This window comes from Nonomuraea sp. NPDC003709 (genome assembly GCF_040610775.1).
Taxonomy (GTDB): domain Bacteria; phylum Actinomycetota; class Actinomycetes; order Streptosporangiales; family Streptosporangiaceae; genus Nonomuraea; species Nonomuraea angiospora_A.
In genome coordinates this window covers 35,285-50,930 of the sequence record NZ_JBEXMW010000043.1, presented here as the reverse complement: position 1 = coordinate 50,930, position 15,646 = coordinate 35,285, and the positions used below count along the sequence as shown (strand labels likewise).

At 68.2% G+C, this 15,646-nt stretch carries 17 protein-coding genes, 2 pseudogenes and 1 riboswitch; of the genes and pseudogenes, 11 read left to right on the top strand and 8 right to left on the bottom strand.

Annotation, left to right across the window (positions count from 1 at the left end; translation table 11 throughout):
• Positions 1 to 13 precede the first annotated feature (13 nt).
• The gene (locus tag ABZX61_RS61300) at positions 14 to 1,012 is read left to right on the top strand and encodes a glycoside hydrolase family 43 protein (protein ID WP_355211347.1); all 999 of its coding nucleotides are present in this window, start codon (positions 14 to 16) and stop codon (positions 1,010 to 1,012) included.
• 306 nt (positions 1,013 to 1,318) lie between these two features.
• Here ABZX61_RS61300 and ABZX61_RS61295 read toward each other — a convergent pair whose 3' ends face one another.
• From ABZX61_RS61295 to ABZX61_RS61280, 4 genes are all read right to left on the bottom strand, one after another.
• Positions 1,319 to 2,890: a ricin-type beta-trefoil lectin domain protein gene (locus ABZX61_RS61295; RefSeq protein WP_355211345.1), complete on the bottom strand. Its 1,572-nt coding sequence runs from the start codon at positions 2,888 to 2,890 to the stop codon at positions 1,319 to 1,321.
• A 64-nt stretch (positions 2,891 to 2,954) separates the two neighbouring features.
• Positions 2,955 to 4,070, bottom strand: a complete 1,116-nt coding sequence (locus tag ABZX61_RS61290; RefSeq protein WP_355211343.1) for a lectin — start codon at positions 4,068 to 4,070, stop codon at positions 2,955 to 2,957.
• Between the two features lie 624 nt (positions 4,071 to 4,694).
• Positions 4,695 to 5,189, bottom strand: a complete 495-nt coding sequence (locus ABZX61_RS61285) for a TetR/AcrR family transcriptional regulator (protein WP_350737718.1) — start codon at positions 5,187 to 5,189, stop codon at positions 4,695 to 4,697.
• A complete protein-coding gene (locus ABZX61_RS61280; protein ID WP_355211340.1) occupies positions 5,182 to 5,523 on the bottom strand; it encodes a hypothetical protein in 342 nt (113 codons plus the stop codon). Before ABZX61_RS61280 ends, ABZX61_RS61285 begins: the two co-directional genes overlap by 8 nt.
• 479 nt (positions 5,524 to 6,002) lie before the next feature.
• On the opposite strand from ABZX61_RS61280, the gene ABZX61_RS61275 reads away from it, so the two are divergent.
• The 10 genes and pseudogenes from ABZX61_RS61275 to ABZX61_RS61230 all read left to right on the top strand — a co-directional run bounded on the left by ABZX61_RS61275 (position 6,003) and on the right by ABZX61_RS61230 (position 13,988).
• Positions 6,003 to 7,340 carry an RtcB family protein gene (locus ABZX61_RS61275; protein WP_355211338.1) on the top strand — a complete coding sequence of 446 codons (1,338 nt, stop codon included), beginning with the start codon at positions 6,003 to 6,005 and terminating at the stop codon, positions 7,338 to 7,340.
• Between the two features lie 3 nt (positions 7,341 to 7,343).
• Complete coding sequence (locus tag ABZX61_RS61270) at positions 7,344 to 7,745, top strand: archease (protein ID WP_355211335.1); 402 nt, start codon at positions 7,344 to 7,346, stop codon at positions 7,743 to 7,745.
• Positions 7,746 to 7,835: 90 nt separating this feature from the next.
• Entirely contained in the window at positions 7,836 to 8,030 is a 195-nt protein-coding gene (locus ABZX61_RS61265; protein WP_350737729.1) for a DUF1918 domain-containing protein, read from the top strand.
• A gap of 118 nt (positions 8,031 to 8,148) precedes the next feature.
• Complete coding sequence (locus ABZX61_RS61260; RefSeq protein WP_355211332.1) at positions 8,149 to 8,583, top strand: CBS domain-containing protein; 435 nt, start codon at positions 8,149 to 8,151, stop codon at positions 8,581 to 8,583.
• A 409-nt stretch (positions 8,584 to 8,992) separates the two neighbouring features.
• The gene (locus tag ABZX61_RS61255; protein ID WP_355211329.1) at positions 8,993 to 9,436 is read left to right on the top strand and encodes a DUF2267 domain-containing protein; all 444 of its coding nucleotides are present in this window, start codon (positions 8,993 to 8,995) and stop codon (positions 9,434 to 9,436) included.
• 4 nt (positions 9,437 to 9,440) lie between these two features.
• Complete coding sequence (locus ABZX61_RS61250; RefSeq protein WP_355211327.1) at positions 9,441 to 9,569, top strand: hypothetical protein; 129 nt, start codon at positions 9,441 to 9,443, stop codon at positions 9,567 to 9,569.
• A pseudogene (locus ABZX61_RS61245) lies at positions 9,566 to 9,934 on the top strand (universal stress protein); the annotation flags it as partial. The gene ABZX61_RS61250 and the pseudogene ABZX61_RS61245, both read left to right, overlap by 4 nt.
• 79 nt (positions 9,935 to 10,013) lie before the next feature.
• The gene (locus ABZX61_RS61240; RefSeq protein ID WP_355211324.1) at positions 10,014 to 10,154 is read left to right on the top strand and encodes a universal stress protein; all 141 of its coding nucleotides are present in this window, start codon (positions 10,014 to 10,016) and stop codon (positions 10,152 to 10,154) included.
• Positions 10,155 to 10,223: 69 nt separating this feature from the next.
• Positions 10,224 to 10,368: riboswitch (TPP riboswitch) on the bottom strand.
• A gap of 1,183 nt (positions 10,369 to 11,551) precedes the next feature.
• Positions 11,552 to 12,403: a universal stress protein gene (locus tag ABZX61_RS61235; RefSeq protein ID WP_355211322.1), complete on the top strand. Its 852-nt coding sequence runs from the start codon at positions 11,552 to 11,554 to the stop codon at positions 12,401 to 12,403.
• 859 nt (positions 12,404 to 13,262) lie between these two features.
• The gene (locus ABZX61_RS61230) at positions 13,263 to 13,988 is read left to right on the top strand and encodes a flavodoxin family protein (protein WP_355211319.1); all 726 of its coding nucleotides are present in this window, start codon (positions 13,263 to 13,265) and stop codon (positions 13,986 to 13,988) included.
• A gap of 236 nt (positions 13,989 to 14,224) precedes the next feature.
• Here ABZX61_RS61230 and ABZX61_RS61225 read toward each other — a convergent pair whose 3' ends face one another.
• The 4 genes and pseudogenes from ABZX61_RS61225 to ABZX61_RS61210 form a co-directional block, all read right to left on the bottom strand.
• Positions 14,225 to 14,524 carry a hypothetical protein gene (locus tag ABZX61_RS61225; RefSeq protein WP_355211402.1) on the bottom strand — a complete coding sequence of 100 codons (300 nt, stop codon included), beginning with the start codon at positions 14,522 to 14,524 and terminating at the stop codon, positions 14,225 to 14,227.
• Entirely contained in the window at positions 14,455 to 14,790 is a 336-nt protein-coding gene (locus tag ABZX61_RS61220; RefSeq protein ID WP_355211399.1) for a hypothetical protein, read from the bottom strand. Before ABZX61_RS61220 ends, ABZX61_RS61225 begins: the two co-directional genes overlap by 70 nt.
• 148 nt (positions 14,791 to 14,938) lie before the next feature.
• Positions 14,939 to 15,037 (bottom strand): annotated as a pseudogene (locus ABZX61_RS61215) (hypothetical protein); the annotation flags it as partial.
• Positions 15,034 to 15,576 (bottom strand): hypothetical protein, encoded by a 543-nt coding sequence (locus ABZX61_RS61210; RefSeq protein WP_355211317.1) that lies wholly within the window; start codon positions 15,574 to 15,576, stop codon positions 15,034 to 15,036. The gene ABZX61_RS61210 and the pseudogene ABZX61_RS61215, both read right to left, overlap by 4 nt.
• Positions 15,577 to 15,646 lie beyond the last annotated feature (70 nt).

The following is a 15,646-nucleotide window of genomic DNA, read 5'->3' as shown; positions in this document are numbered from 1 at the left end:
CTCAGGAGCATTTGTGCATCAGCCGAAACCGGTCTACGCCGGCTATCTGCTCGTCTACTTCGTCGGCAGCCCCGCCGCCGACGACGAACGGATCCGGATGGCGCTCAGCCTCGGCAACGATCCGTTGCACTACCGGGAGTTGAACGCCGGAAAGCCGATCCTGTCCTCCACCCTCGGCACCAAGGGAGTGCGCGACCCTTTCCTGATCCGTTCCCCCGAGGGCGACAGGTTCCACCTGATCGCCACGGATCTGCTGACGTCCGGCGGCGACGAGGACCCGGTACCGCTCACTTGGGACAGAGCCGAGCGCACCGGCAGCAAGTCGATCGTGGTCTGGGATTCCACGGACCTGGTCAACTGGACCGGTCAGCGCCTCGTCAAGGTGTCCGGCGACACCGCGGGCAACACCTGGGCACCGAAGGCGTGCTACGCCGAAGAACTCGGCACGTACGTCGTCTTCTGGGCCTCGAAGCTCTACGCCCAGGACGACCCGGACCACACCGGAACGACCTACAACCGGATGCTGTACGCCACCACCACCGACTTCCGCAAGTTCAGCGAACCCAAGATCTGGCACGATCCAGGGCATGCGGTCATCGACTCGGCCGTGATCAAGCACGACGACGTCTACTACCGTTACACCAAGGACGAGCGGGACCAGACGCCTTCCGCGCCCAGCGCCAAGCTCATCACCGCCGAGAAGTCCCGAGAACTGACCTCCACCACTTATGACTTCGTGGCCGACCGCATCGGCGACGGGGAGATCGACCGTGGCGAAGGCCCGGCCGTGTTCAAGTCGAACACCGAAGAGAGGTGGTACATGTTCATCGACGAATTCGGGAGGCGCAACTACGTCCCGTTCGAGACCACCGATCTCGACTCCGGAAAATGGAGGCCCTCGACGAGCTACCAACTGCCCCCTGGAGCCAAGCACGGCTCGGTACTCCCCCTCACCCGGGCGGAGTACGACCGACTGCTGAGTGCTTACGGCGGCCAAGAGAGCGATTCCTGATCACGCACGATCGACCGCGGTCCTCTCCGCCCCTCGCCACGCGCCGGTCATGGTGGCGCTGGGCTTCCGGGTGGACAAGACGCGTTGGGCGCACCGCCACAGCGGTGCACCCAACGCGACCGTTCATGGCGTCGTCGCGCACAGGCCACAGCCATCACCGTGACCCTCGCCCTGGTAGCCGCCGGACCACAGGCCGGTGGTGCGGCAGGTCGCTGCGCAGGGCCGTCGGTCGACGGAGTGGACGGTGCTCCGCCGGTTGACGTGGGGGACAGATCGTGCGTTGTGGCCTGGGCGCGTTCGCCAGGCTCAGGCGCGGGTCCAGCGTTGGTTGGCGCCGCCGTTGCACGACCAGATGGTCAGCTTGGTGCCGTTGGCGGTGGCGTTGTTCGGCACGTCAAGACACTTGTTCGCCCCGACGGCGGTGATGGTGCCGTCGGAGTTGACGCGCCACTGCTGGTTGGTCTGGCCGTTGCAGTCCCAGATGATGACGTTGGTGCCATCGGCGGTGCCCCGGTTGTACACATCCAGACACTTACCTCCGTAGACTCGCAGCTCACCGCTCGCGGTCGCCGTCCACTGCTGGCCGGCCTGGCCGTTGCAGTCCCAGATCTGCGCCTGCGCGCCGTTCGCCTGCGAGACATCAAGACACCTGCCCGACCCCACGCCCTTGATCGCACCCGTGGGCGGAGGCGTGACGATGCCCCCGCCGGTCACGACGTACATGGACGCCCCGTGTCCGGGGACCGACGCGCTGATCGTCCCGGACGAGGAGGACGTCGTGTGCGCCCACAGGTCGCGCACCGAGTAGGAGGACGCGGACCCCAGCCCCAGGGCGGCGGCGGTGGTGGAGACCGTCGAGGTCGAGGTGCCCCGGTTGAGCAGAACGACCGCGACCGAGCCGTTCGACATCGGCTTGCGCCAGACTTCCAGGTTGCCGTTGTCGCTGATCTTGTGGCCCTGTCTGCCGCCCCAGTCCTGGTTGACCGCGATGACCTCGGTGTTGGTGAGGATCGTACGCGTGTCGGCGCTCATCGTACGGATGTCGTTTCCGGCGATGAGCGGCGAGTTCAGCAGCGACCACAGGCTGAAGTGCGCGCGGCCCTCGGTCCCCGTCACCCCGCCGACGCCCACCTCCAGCATGTCCGGGTCGTTCCACCCGCCGGGGCCCGCGTACGCGTCGAGCCCGACCTGCTGGTCCAGGATGCCCATGATCGAGTTCCAGTTGGCCGCGATGTCGCCGGTGTTGCGCCAGGAGTTGCCTACCGGCATCCCCCAGGTCCACACGCTCTCCTGGCCCCAGTTGCACAGGCTGTACACGATCGGACGCCCGGTGGCGGCCAGCGCGTCCCGCATGGCCGTGTACCGCTGCTGCCCGTTCTGGCCCCGGTGATCACCGCAGTTGTCGTACTTCAGGTAGTCGATCCCCCAGGACGCCCACAGGGCCGCGTCCCGTCGCTCGTTGCCCAGGCTGGCCGGGTACCCCGCGCACGTCGTGGTTCCGGCCGAGGAGTAGATGCCGAGCTTGAGCCCCTTGGAGTGGATGTAGTCGGCCACGGCCTTGATGCCGTTGGGGAACTTCTGCGGATCCGGCACCAGGTCACCGTTGGAGTTGCGGTTCTTGGTGGACCAGCAGTCGTCGATGTTGACGTAGGTGTAGCCTGCCGCCGCCATGCCGCTGGAGACCATGGCGTCAGCCGTCTGACGGATCAGGGAGTCGTTGACGTTGCAGCCGAAGCTGTTCCAGTCGTTCCAGCCCATCTGGGGCGTACGGGCCAGGCCGTTGTCCAGCGCGGCGGCCGGCGACGTCTCACTGCCGATCGCGACGACGGAGCCGGCCGCGAGTACCGCCGCCACTGCTAAGCCAAGGATTCTGCGCATCTGATTCCTCTACCTACCGGGGTGTCGGGGGAGATCTCCGGGCGATCCACCGGGATGTCATGCGTCAAGAGCGGGTCCAGCGCTGGTTGGCGGCGCCGCCGCAGGACCAGATCTGGAGTTTCACGCCGTTGGCGGTGGAGTAGTTCGGCACGTCCAGGCACTTGTTCGCGCCCACGGCGGTGATGGTGCCGTCGGAGTTGAAGCGCCACTGCTGGTTGGCCTGGCCGTTGCAGTCCCAGATGATGACGTTGGCGCCGTCGGCGGTGCCGGCGCCGTAAACGTCCAGACACTTGCCGCCGTAGACCCGCAGCTCACCGCTCGCGGTCGGCGTCCACTGCTGGTTGGCCTGGCCGTTGCAGTCCCAGATCTGCGCCTGCGCGCCGTTCGCCTGCGAGGCGCCGGAGACATCAAGACACCTGCCCGACCCCACACCCTTGATCGCGCCCGCACCAGGGGTGCCGCTCCCCGGCTGGCCGATGCTGCCCGATACCGATTGAAGCGCGCCGTACCAGGCGGCGGCCATCTTGTCGTAACCACCGGCGGTGGGGTGGATGCCGTCGATCAGGTCGGAGGTGGTCAACTTGCTGTGCATGTCGACCAGGTGGACACGTTTGCCGCTGTTCACCTTGCTCTGGACGATGCCGGGGATCGCCGCATTGAAGGTGCGGGCGGCCGACTCCTGGCCGGAGTTGGACAGCGGGATGATGGTGGCGACGAAGACGTCCGCGTCGGGCACGGCTGTGGTGATGTGGTCGATCAGCGTGGACAGCCGCTGCGGGGCACCGGCCACGTTGTAGTTCTGCAGGACATCGTTGGTACCGATGTGCAGCAGCACCGTGCGCGGTGTGTACGTACGCAGCCAGCCGGTGATGTTCGCGTCGATCTGGTCGATCCGCCACCCGGGATGGCCCTCATGATCGTGATCGCCCAGGCTGCCCGGCCCGTTGAACTGCGACCCGACGAAGTCGACCGTGTAGCGGCCGGCGGCCAGGCGCTGCCATAACCCGATCCGGTACCCGCCCGGCACCTGCGTGCCCTCGGTGATCGAGTCGCCCAGCGGCATGACCCGCACCCCGCCGTTGGACTCCGCGCTGGCTACCCCCGTCCCCATCGCCGTACCCGCCACCACCAAGGCCACGGCCATCAGCGCGGCGGCGCACCATCGTCCCCACGTACGCATGCTCAATCCCTCGCGGCGGTCAGGAAGCGGGTCGAATCGAGTAGCAATGTTCGCGCTAACGCAGTTGCGCTCCGGCCCACTTGTTGTGGACACGAGGACCTCCTTTTGATGGATCGGCGACTTGGGATCGTGCTGAGTGGTCGCCGTAACCGGCCCACGGTGGGCACGGTCGGGTACTGTCCCCTTCGGCATGCCGGCGGCGGCTCCCGATACCGTTGTTAGCGTTAACATCGCTTTGGCCAATCCGGGACTCCTTCCACACCGGCCTGCTGAGGAGGTGGTGTGGCGGAGCAAACATGACGCGAGAAGATCCGTCAAGGGCTCGCTCTCTTCCGCCGCGTGCCGAAGCGGGCCGATCAGAGCTGACCGGGCGCGGTCGCACTGTCACGGCGGGCGAGCTGATGAAACGTTCATCCGGTGGCGGCGTGGCATGACCAGGACGCACCAGCGCACCGGCCTCCTGGGCGCCGACCGCCCAATCGAACCGATTCGCCTGCATCTTGACATGTTTCGTAGCCGCTTCCACACTGAGTCCGCAAGGCGGCTACCTCCTGCCGGAGTCGGTGGTGAACAGCAGGAGTCCTCAACGGTGACGCGTGGATCGCGGCTGCCTCCCCCGATGTCTCATTGGAAGGTCGTGCAACCCGCGGTCCAGGCGGGTTCCAGGTCGGCTCCGGGCGGAAACCGGCCGTCGAGTTCGAGCATCACCATCCCGTGCGCGAACGCCCACACCGCGCGGGCCAGATCCGCGCGGCCGTGCATGGCGCGCAGGATGGGACCGGCGGCCCGGTCCTCGAGTCCTTCGGGCAGCAACAGCCGCGGCAGCGGATTGGTGGTTGTCAGCCGGTAGAGGTGCGGCCGCGCCAATGCGAAGCTCCGGTAGGCGCGTGCGCAGGGCAGCAGCCCGGGCTCGGCGGCCTCGAGCGCCTCGGTCATCTCGGTCAGCCCGATCACGGTCAGCTCCAGCTCGACGGCCGCCTTGTCGGGAAAGTGCTTGTAGAGCGACGGCGCCCGGATGCCGACGCGCTCGGCGATGCTCCGCATGGACATCGCCTCGCGGCCGTCGGCCTCCAGCAGCTCCAACGCGGCCGCGACGATCTGCTCGCGGCGCTCAACCACGCCGCACCACCCGTCCGACTACGAGCCGCGTCGCCCAGCCGAGCCCGGCGGTGAACAGCGGCGGCCAGGCGATCGGTGAGAGGGAGTAGCCGACCAGGATCACGACCGGAATCCAGCCGGAGTTCGCGACCGCGACGATCCAGCGCCGCCCGCCCGCGACCTTGCCGGACAGATCCGGCAGCAGGAAGAACGCCACCGCCGCCGCCGTGGTCGTCAGCCCGTACTTCGCCGACTCGAACACGGCGAACGCTCCGAGGAATCCGGCGAGCAGCACCCACCCCGCCCAGCGCACCCACGCGCCCCATCCCCGGCCCCGCATGGCCTCAACGCTCATGACGTCCCCCTTCGCAATGGCTAACGGTGTTAGCTGATATCGAGAGCGTAAGCTAACACCGTTAGCCTGTCTAGAGTCGGGCAGCCGCTCGCCAAGGCACGGCAGGCGGCCTCATCAGCAACACCTGACGGCCCTCACGTCGCGGTGGTGCCACGGCCGGCCACAAGTCCTGCCCCAGCTCGCTCGAGAAGGAGCGGGGCGTCAGGGCGTCTGCGTCGAGAAGCGCCGCCCAGCCTCGGTATGGCCCACACCGAGCCGTCTGCGCCGACCAGATCAGGCCGAACGGGCCGGGGTTAAAGGTCTTTCGCCCCTGAGGGGATCAGCCGGCGGGAGGGAGGATGGACATTGCCCGCGAGGCGGGCGAGGGAGTCACTCGCTCCGCGGGTCTGACCGGTTTCGTCTCCAGACCCTCATGAGGAGCCCGGATGGAGCTCGTCGAGGAAACCTCCCATCGATTCCGCGTCGACAGGCATGGGGCCATGCGAGTGCCCGGAATCGTGTTCACCTCCCGCGCACTGCTGCCTGAAGACGAGGCGCTCCAGCAGGTGATCAACGTGGCGACCCTGCCAGAGATCGTCGGCGCCTCGTACGGGATGCCCGACCTCCACTGGGGGTACGGCTTCCCGATCGGCGGCGTGGCGGCCACCGATGTGGCAGCGGGTGGTGTCGTCTCGCCTGGTGGGGTCGGGTTCGACATCTCCTGTGGGGTGCGGCTGCTGGCCGCGGACGTGGACAGTGAAGGGCTGCGCCGCGACCGGCTGATGGATCTCCTCGACGTCACGATCCCGCGGGGCCCGAGCAGGGACGCGGTCTGGCAGTCGCCCGGCCGTGCCCGGCTCGAGAACATCCTGTACGGCGGCGCCCGCTACGCCGTCGAGCAGGGCCACGGCGTCGCCCGCGATCTGGAGCGCTGCGAGGACCGCGGAGCGGTCGCCGACGCCGATGCCTCTCACGTGAGCACGCGGGCCATGGAACGCGGCCAGGGTCAGGTGGGCAGCCTGGGCTCGGGCAACCACTTCCTGGAAGTGCAGGCGGTCGACCAGGTCTACGACGAGAAGGCGGCAGCCGCCTTCGGGCTGCGCGCCGGCCAGGTGTGCGTGATGATCCACTGCGGATCGCGCGGGCTCGGGCACCAGATCTGCACCGACCACGTCCGCGCGATGGAGGTGGCCATGCCCCGATATGGCATCGAGGTTCCGGATCGGCAGCTCGCCTGCGCGCCGGTCGGCTCGCCCCAGGGCCGGGCGTACCTGGGGGCGATGGCCGCTGCCGCCAACTATGGCCGGGCCAACCGTCAGCTGCTCGGCCAGGCGGTGAGGCGCGCGTTCGCCGAGGTCACAGGCGCGGAACTGGAGCTGGTGTACGACGTCTCGCACAATCTCGCCAAGATCGAGAAGCACGACGGCAGGCTGCTGTGCGTGCACCGCAAGGGCGCCACCCTCGCCCTGCCGCCCGGCCATCCAGATCTGCCCGCCGACCTGGCGGCCGTCGGGCAGCCGGTGCTGATTCCCGGGACCATGGGCACGGCGTCGTACGTGCTGGTCGGCGTCCCCGGCGGCGAGGCGTTCCATTCCACCTGCCACGGCGCGGGCCGTACCCAGAGCCGCCACCGGGCGGCGCGCTCCATCAGCGGCCGTGAACTGCGCGATCGGCTGGAGGCCCGCGGCATCGCGGTGCGCGGCTCCACCTGGCGCGGCCTGGCCGAGGAGACCCCGGCCGCGTACAAGGACGTCGACGAGGTGGTGACCGCCGCCGAGTGCGCGGGATTGTGCCGCAAGGTGGCCAGGCTGGTGCCGCTGGGCGTGGTCAAGGGGTGAGAGATGACCCGCGGGCATCGTACGCTGCCGCACACGGCCGACACCCGCATCCAGGCCTGGGCGCCGACGGTCATGGAGTGCATCGCCGAGGCGGTCCTCGCCATGAGCGGCAGCTTCCTGGACACGGCAGGTGGGGTCGCGTGCGCCGAGCAGCGCGTGCACCTCGTGCCGGGCCGCCCGGAGGACCGGCTCGTCGCCGCGCTCGATGAGGTGATCTACCGGATGGACACCACCGGTCAGGTTCCCATCCGCGCCACACCGGTGGAGGACTGGCTGCTGCTGGCGACGGCAGAGGTCGGGACGATGGCGCAGACCGGGGCGGTTCCCAAGGCGGTCACCCTGCACCGGCTGGCTTTCGAGCAGCGCGGGGACCAATGGATGTGCACGGTCACCCTTGACGTGTGACCGCCGGCCGACGCTCGGGTCCTGCCTCCGGAGTCGGCATGCCGAATGTGGGAAGAGCGTCCCTTGAGGGGAGAGGACCAACGGAGGTGCATGATGAAGGCTGTCGTTGGAGACAAGCTGGTCATCGAGGGCCGTCACGAAAGTGATCCGCGCCGGGTCGGCGTCATCACCGAGGTGGAGCACACGGACGGCTCGCCGCCTTACATGGTGCACTGGTTCGACCCAGAGCACGACACCCTGGTGTTCCCAGGGCCCGATGCGAGGGTCGAGCACGTGAACGCATGAGACACCCCAGAGTTCGTCGAACGATTTTTACATCTTCCGGCGGCACGCCTGCCCATGCTGGGACCAGCACGGGTAGGGGCAGATGAGAGCGCTTCGTACCCTCTTGGGGAGGCGAGCGATGGATATAGGCGAAACCGGAGCGAAAGCCCGGGACGTGATGCACGAGGGGGTCCAGTGCATCGGCGAACACGAGAGTTTGCGCGTCGCCTCGCAGATGATGTGCGATCTCGGCGTCGGCGCGCTGCCCATCTGCGGGGACGATGACCGGCTCAAGGGCATCGTCACTGACCGGGACATCGTGGTCCAGTGCTGCGCCCACGGCGGGGACATCGACCAGACCACCGCCGGGGAACTGGCTCGTGGGCTGGTATGGGTGGACGCCGATGCCAGCCTCGAGGAGGCGCTGTTCAAGATGGAGCAGAACCACGTCAAGCGCCTGCCCGTGATCGAAAGTCACCGCCTTGCCGGCATCATCAGCGAGGCCGATCTCGCGAAAGAACTGCCCGACAACAAGCTTGCCGAGTTCGTTCATCGCGTTTACGCACTCGACTGACACGCCGGTCTGATACTCCGCTGCCAGCGGGGTGGTGGACAGCGATGACTCTGCAGCGAGCCGGCCCCGGGTGACGGCGGAGCGGTTCCAGGCGCTTGCTTCGGTCAGGACGTGGCGCCTGATCGTGCTCGATCCGCCCACGGCGCGGCGCCGGAGATCGTCGTGGCCGCGACTCACGGCTTGTTCGTGGAGGCAGCGGCGGAGCGTCTCGATCGTGCCGGGATCCATCGAGTGCTGGTCACCGACACCGTTGCCCGGCCGCCTACGCCACCGATGCGGCTTGGGGTGTGCTCGGTGGCCTCGCTACCGGCCGATTCCATCGGACGGCTCCAGCGTGATGAGCCGCTGGACGACGTACTTGCCCGGACCTGAAGGTTCTGTGGCGGCGGGCACGCACAGGGAGGGAACAATGCCGCACACACGAGTACAGAGCATCGAGCACACTGTCCAGACCACCAACCGATGGCTGGGCGATCTGGCTGACGCGATCGGCACCGAGGACCGGGACTTCGCCCAGCGGGTGTTGAAGGGCTGGCTGCACGCGGTCAGGGACGGTTTGACCGTGGACAGCGCGGCCCACTTGGCCGCGCAACTGCCCGATCTGCTCCGTGGGGTGTACTACGCCGGCTGGGATCCCAGTCGCGTGCCGATCCGCAGGGGCCGGGAGGAGTTCATCGAGTACTTCGCACGCTCAGCCCGCGTCGCGCTCAGGGATGTGCCCCAGTTCGCTGCCACTGTCACGGAATTCCTGTGCGGGGAACTCTCGGAGGTGTCGGTTACGCATGTGCTCGACCGGCTCCCTCGGGACGTGCGTACCGTGTTGCAACCCACCGGGACGGCCGGGGGAGGTTGATCGCATGTCCGAGCCGATCATCGTAGGGGTGGACGGTTCCCGGGGAGCGCTGGCCGCGGTGCTGTGGGCGGCGGACGGCTGCTGGCAGAGGCCGCCGCTCTGGCGGCCGAGTCCCACGACCACCTCCACGTGAGCACCGAACTGCTCTACGGGGACACCACCGACCTGTTGCGCGCGCAGGCCGGCGAGGGCGCGGCCATCGTGGTGGGCAGCCGCGGGCTGGGCTGGTTCGCCGGGCTCCTGATGAGCTCGGTGGGGCTGGGCCTTGCCGGGCACGCGCCCGGGGCAATGATCGTGGTCCGCGGCACACCCAGCGTGGTGCAGGGCAAGATCGTGGCCGGTCTGGACCCCGAGGACGCCGTGCACCCGGCCATCGATTACGCCTTCGAGGAGGCGCAGGCCCGCGGGGCCCGGCTGTGGGTCGTACATGCTTGGGATCAACCGTCGAGCAGGGTGGTCGCGAGCTCCCCGCCCGATCTCGAATTCATCGCCCAAGCGCGGCAAAAGCATGTTCATGACGTTCTGTCGCCATGGGCGAAGCGGTATCCCCGCATAGAGGTGACCGAGTCGGGCTTCCGTGGAAATCCCATCGCAGCGCTGTGGGCTCGCGGGGTCGGGGGTGATCCGCTCAGCCATGCTCGGCTCGGTCAGCCACGGTATCCTGCACTACGCATCCTGCCCGGTCGCCATCGTACGGCCACGTGTCCGAGCCGACTGAACACCTTCGGGGGTCGTTGCTTTACTCAATGGAGCCGGTGGTCAGAGTTCCCCGGGCTGCACACGACAAAGACCTGTGAGGCGCTCTCCCTTCGCCGGTATGGTCCGGATCAGGTGGCTAGGGGTCGCCGGTCGGTCTTTCGGCTTTCCGACCTCTCAGCCCTTCCATTGATCCTCCATCGAGGCTCTCAGGTCGGACTCCCTCGCTCGTCTCACAGGCCTAAAACCAACCTCCCGCCGTCCGGTTCGTCTCGCTAGGGACGGAAGTCCTTCTCTTTGAGGACCAATGGCCCTACCGCCGCGGCCCAAGCCCGGGTCGGCCGGGAACGCCTCAGGGACGGTAAGGCACCCGCCGATCTGGGCTTTCCGGAGAGGACTTCCACATCGTTCTCTCCGATCTCGAGCGGGATCGCCGTACGTCAGCGCGTTCTTCGGATCGGTCAGCCATGCCTCGTCCAGTGCGACAAGGGCCCGCTGGTCGTGATCGCCGTGGCGGACAAAACCTGATCTTCGACTCTCGCTGTACGCCGAGTGAAACGTAACGGGCTACCCGTCAGGTTTGTGGCGGCGCCACCGCGCGCACGCCTCCGCCCAGGAGGCGTCCCACGCCGCGTACCGCCCTCTGTCGAGCAACCCCCTGAAGGCCCGGAAGGCCAACGACAGGGTAGCCGCTGATCCCACGACGACCAGGAAGGCCGCGACCGTGGCGCCCGTCAGTGTTTCCGCGTGGCTCGTCGGAGGAGTGGTCAACTCGCCGTGACCGTCGATCCATACCTTTACGGACGTACCCGCTCTGGTGCCCGCGGGCACGGCCACCTCGCCCATCTTCCAGTGACCGGACGGAGCCATCCACCGCGCGGGAGCGTGTGATCCCGGCTCCGCGCCATCCTCGCCACTTCCGGTAGGAAGGGTGTACGGCGCATCCCGGGCCAGAGTCGCCGTCACTGACTGGCGGATGCCCTGGCCGGCTCGCTCGGCCTGCAGTCCTCTCTCATAGACCGACCGCCCCACGACGACGGCCGGCCAGACGCTGAACAGCAGCAGAATCAACGTGGCAGCCACAGCTGCCGCTTCCAGCCGATCGGAGCGACGACGCAGCGGATTCCGTCCCAGCCAGTACCGGCGCACTCGAAGCAACACCCACTGACTCGCGCGCCTCATCACGCACCTCCCCCTATCCTTCAGCCTCCGGCGGAGGCAACGGTTCACGACAGGGGCATATGACCCGACCTCAGCGGGCCCTTGGACCTCCTGTTCACAAGGGAGATCTGGCCTCAGCTCACCGAAGGCGGACGACTCCGGGTGAACGGCCGGCCTTGAGGATCTTTGCCGTGGTTTTGCCACGCTTCGGGCAGAAGGCCCGTACGACGTCCTCAACGGCTAGCGAAAGGCGCAACCATGAACGACGTCATCGTCGTGGGGACTGACGACTCGCCGGGCGCCGACACCGCCATCGCTTGGGCTGCCGCCGATGCCACGCGCAAAAGGCTCCGGCTTGAGCTCGTACATGTGATCGAACACGGCTCCTACGAACTTCCACGTTTCCCGATCCCTGGCCTGCTGGACGGCCTCAGGGAGGCCGCCGAGGCCATGCTGGAGAAGAAGGCCCAGGCTGTCATGGCCCGCTGGCCCGGCATCGAGGTCGCCACCAAGGTGAAGATCGGATCGCCGGTGGCCGAGCTGCGGGCGCAGGCGGAGCCGGCCGCTGAACTGGTGGTCGGCTCGCGCGGCCGGAGTAGATTCGCCAGCGCGTTGCTCGGCTCGGTGAGCCTGCGATTGGCGGGCCACGCCCACGGCACGATCGTCGTCGTACGCTCGATCGCGGCTGACCATGGGCGGCTCGTGGTAGGTCTGGACGAGACCGACTCCTCAGAGTCCGCCCTGGCCCACGCCTTCAACGAAGCGTCCCTGCGCGGAGTGCCGCTGCACGTCCTCTACGCCTACGCCGTCCCCCTTCACGCGGTCTCGCTCGACCTGGACCGGCTGCAACGAGCCCAGTACGACTTCGTCCACGATCGGCTCACCCCTTGGCGGGCCAAACACCCTGAGGTCGACGCGATCGCGGATATCACCTCCGTACATCCGGTCGCGGCGCTCACTGAGGCGTCCAAAGACGCGGACCTGCTCGTGGTGGGCAATCGCGGGCGTGGGATAGCGGTGCTCGGCTCCGTCAGCCACGGCGTGCTGCACCACGCTCAGTGCCCGGTCGCCGTGGTCCGCCGCCGTAGTGACGATCAACCTGGCCGCTGACCCTCTTTTGTTGAGTGGTTCGCCGACGCCGGCGATGAACCGCAAACCGGGACAGATCGTAGGCAGGGCATCGGGGCGGTGTACCAGACGGTCACCCGCTGGTCCCGTTCGGCCCTCGGCCGCCCGGCAGCCCACTGAGGAAGGCCCGCTGAGCCGTCTCCCGGGCAAACGTGCGGCATTCCTTCCGACGGCGGGCCGAACAGACCTCGGCACCCAGGGCCAAGCCTCAAAAACCCGATAGGACATGGAGGTATCCAGGCCAGAGGGACGGCACATCCCCATCGAGGGCGCCACCCAGCCGAAGGAGTGATCAGCCTAGGGACGACGAACGACCGGGCCGACGGAGTCGCCGTGCGGCCGCGGCGCCCACCGGCCCTGATCGCGGATGTGGCGGTGCTTCACACCGCGGCGAGCGCTGCTCGCACCTGCGTGCACACCCGGGTGAGGGAGGGGCTCTGACGCACCGGGGGTGGAACGGGGTCATGCAGTGCGCGGGCGGCTTCGGGAAGCCGGGTCAGAGCGGCGGCGCACCGCTTCGACACTTCGGCCGGCGGCTCGGCAGGCGTGAGCCGATGCCCTTCACGCATCACGGCAACGAGCTGCGGCACATGGCCCGGAAGCGCCTTCTCGGAGCGCAGTCCCACGGCGCCGGGTTTGTTGGAGACCGCCCGCTGGTTCGAGTGTGCCGTGGCCCGCACGTCGGTGACTGGTTCGGGTGGGCGACCGGGTGAGCCAGACGGCGCAGCCGTCCATCGCCTCGTCCCGCAGCTACCGCAACGCGGCGAGCCTGCTGGCCGAAGAGCAGGTACGGTCCGAAACTGCCCGCGGAGGCACCTGGCCCGTATCGAAGGGAACCGTCATGATGACAGTCAACGGAGCGCCTGCCCGGTATGACGATCTGCGGGCGCTGTTCATCAACTGCACCCTCAAGAAGAGCCCCGAGCGCAGCCATACCCAGGGCCTGATCGATCTCAGCGCGCACATCATGGACACGCAGGGTGTAAGCGTCGAGCAGTTGCGGGCGATCGACCACGACATCGCCACCGGTGTGTGGCCGGACATGACCGAGCACGGCTGGGAGAGCGACGAGTGGCCCGCCCTCTACCAGCGGGTGCTCGCCGCCGACATCCTGGTCATCGCCGGGCCGATCTGGCTGGGCGACAACAGTTCGGTGACCAAGAAGATCATCGAACGGCTGTACGCCTGCTCCAGCCTGCTCAACCGGGCCGGCCAGTACGCCTACTACGGGCGGGTGGGCGGCTGCCTGATCACGGGCAACGAGGACGGCGTCAAGCACTGCGCCATGAACGTGCTCTACAGCCTGCAGCATCTGGGCTACACCATCCCGCCGCAGGCCGATGCCGGCTGGGTGGGCGCCGCCGGACCCGGACCGTCCTACCTCGACCCGGGCTCGGGTGGGCCGGAGAACGACTTCACCAACCGCAACACCACCTTCATGACCTGGAACCTGCTGCACCTGGCACGCATGCTCAAGGACGCCGGCGGCATCCCGGCCCACGGCAACCAGCGCTCGGAATGGGACGCCGGATGCCGCTTCGACTTCGACAACCCCGAGCACCGATAGAGGCGATTCGGCTGGTACGCATGCTCCGGTGGAGGCGCTCAACGGCGGTTGGGCCGTAGCTCCCGCAAACGACCGGCACCTCCGGCTGGGCCCACCGTTCAGCCCGGCCAGTCCGCCGACGTTGGTGGCGGTCTCGAAATTGCGCGTCCAGCGCGCCGAGCCGCCGCATGTCTCCACCTCAAGCCAGCCGGAGCCCAGGCCCCTGCATCAAAACGCTCCACCCTTCGCGGTTGACCTCATCGATCTTGTCGACCTCGAACGCGATCTCGATGTCCACCCCTTCCAGCCCCGAACGCAGGTCCTGGTCCATCGGGCCGCAGGCAATCCTCCGGGTCCAGCGCCTCCATCGTCGGGTTGGCCATGACGGGGCCGTGCCCGGGCGGGCGGTCCTGGTCGCGGCTTCCGAGATCTCCGGCGCCACTCGTGATCGTTTCTCCTCCCGTATAGGTACGGCGCGCGGTGCCGTTCACGCGTGCCTCATGGTGGTCGGCGTCGATGAAGATCTGGCGCCCGCGGTAGCGGATCGGCATGGACAGTACGCCGAGCCGGCCGGGCAGCAGCGGGTCCAGCCGCAGCCCGTCCGGCCGCGACTCCAATCCCAGGTAACAGCGTTGCAGGAGGTCAAGGGTGCCGCCCATCGCGCCCAGGTGGATGCCCTCCGCGGTGGTGCCGCCCTGGACGTCCTTGATGTCGCTGAAGAGGCCTCGGTGAAGAATCTCCAGGACTGTGCCCTGTTCGAGCGTGCCAGCACCCAGGCGTGCACGACCGCGCTGAGTGGCGAGCCGTGGCTGGTGCGGGCCAGGTAGTAGGAGACGGTACGGGAGATCAGCCCGTGGTCGACCGGGTAACCCAGCCATTCGCAGGAGGCCGGTCAGCTCGTCGCCGGTCAGGAGGTAGCAGAGCATGAGGGCGTCCGCCTGTTTGGAGGCCTTGTAGCGGTTGACGTCGTCGCCGTCGGCCTCCAGCGCCCGGTCCAGGCGCCGGACGCCGCGGTAGCGCTCCCAGTCGAGCTCCAGCAGGTCTCCGTAGCCGGTGAACTGGCTGATCACGCCGTCGTGGAAGTCCACCCGCAGGCGGCGGCCGATGTCGTCCCAGCGGGCCTTGCGCGCACGCGTATCGGCCCCCACCAGTTCTCGGTGGTGAACGTGGTCTCCAGGGCAGCCAGGTACGGGCCTGCCATCGACACGAGGCGACGCTGCCGTACCCGCGTGACCCGGTCCTCGCCATCGCGCCAGCGCAGCTCGCGCGCCAGCACGCCATGCCACAGATCGAGCTCATGCCGGTAGGCCGGCAGCGCGGCCCGCTCGGGCCGGAACCACTCGCACCCCGGGGTGGCGAACGTCAGCGGCAGCCAGTCGGGCAGGTTGACGATGTCCTCGTTGGTCACGGTGCGTCCGGCGACCTCGGAGTCGAGGCGGTCGTAGCAGCCCGCCACGTACGTGCCCGGCGTGCGCGACTCGCCGTCTGGGGTGGCGCCCCGGGTGGCGAACCTGCCGTTGCCGAGCGTGCACAACGCCTCCCTCAGCCCCTCTCGACCGAGATCGAAGCCGTCGTACACGATCTCCCAGGCGGGGCCGATGCCGCCCATATCCAGGACGCTACCCGCACAAGCCCTGTCCAGCCCTCTCCGGACGGCCTGCCCCCGTGACCCCAAACCG

Excerpts from the sequence above, each read along its gene's own strand:
- ABZX61_RS61210 (WP_355211317.1), bottom strand. The coding sequence starts at position 15,576 with ATGGGCGGCATCGGCCCCGCCTGGGAGATCGTGTACGACGGCTTCGAT.
- ABZX61_RS61260 (WP_355211332.1), top strand. The coding sequence starts at position 8,149 with ATGGATATAGGCGAAACCGGAGCGAAAGCCCGGGACGTGATGCACGAG.
- ABZX61_RS61265 (WP_350737729.1), top strand. The coding sequence starts at position 7,836 with ATGATGAAGGCTGTCGTTGGAGACAAGCTGGTCATCGAGGGCCGTCAC.
- ABZX61_RS61235 (WP_355211322.1), top strand. The coding sequence starts at position 11,552 with ATGAACGACGTCATCGTCGTGGGGACTGACGACTCGCCGGGCGCCGAC.
- ABZX61_RS61280 (WP_355211340.1), bottom strand. The coding sequence starts at position 5,523 with ATGAGCGTTGAGGCCATGCGGGGCCGGGGATGGGGCGCGTGGGTGCGC.
- ABZX61_RS61255 (WP_355211329.1), top strand. The coding sequence starts at position 8,993 with ATGCCGCACACACGAGTACAGAGCATCGAGCACACTGTCCAGACCACC.
- ABZX61_RS61230 (WP_355211319.1), top strand. The coding sequence starts at position 13,263 with ATGATGACAGTCAACGGAGCGCCTGCCCGGTATGACGATCTGCGGGCG.
- ABZX61_RS61250 (WP_355211327.1), top strand. The coding sequence starts at position 9,441 with ATGTCCGAGCCGATCATCGTAGGGGTGGACGGTTCCCGGGGAGCGCTG.
- ABZX61_RS61295 (WP_355211345.1), bottom strand. The coding sequence starts at position 2,890 with ATGCGCAGAATCCTTGGCTTAGCAGTGGCGGCGGTACTCGCGGCCGGC.
- ABZX61_RS61270 (WP_355211335.1), top strand. The coding sequence starts at position 7,344 with ATGACCCGCGGGCATCGTACGCTGCCGCACACGGCCGACACCCGCATC.
- ABZX61_RS61290 (WP_355211343.1), bottom strand. The coding sequence starts at position 4,070 with ATGCGTACGTGGGGACGATGGTGCGCCGCCGCGCTGATGGCCGTGGCC.
- ABZX61_RS61275 (WP_355211338.1), top strand. The coding sequence starts at position 6,003 with ATGCGAGTGCCCGGAATCGTGTTCACCTCCCGCGCACTGCTGCCTGAA.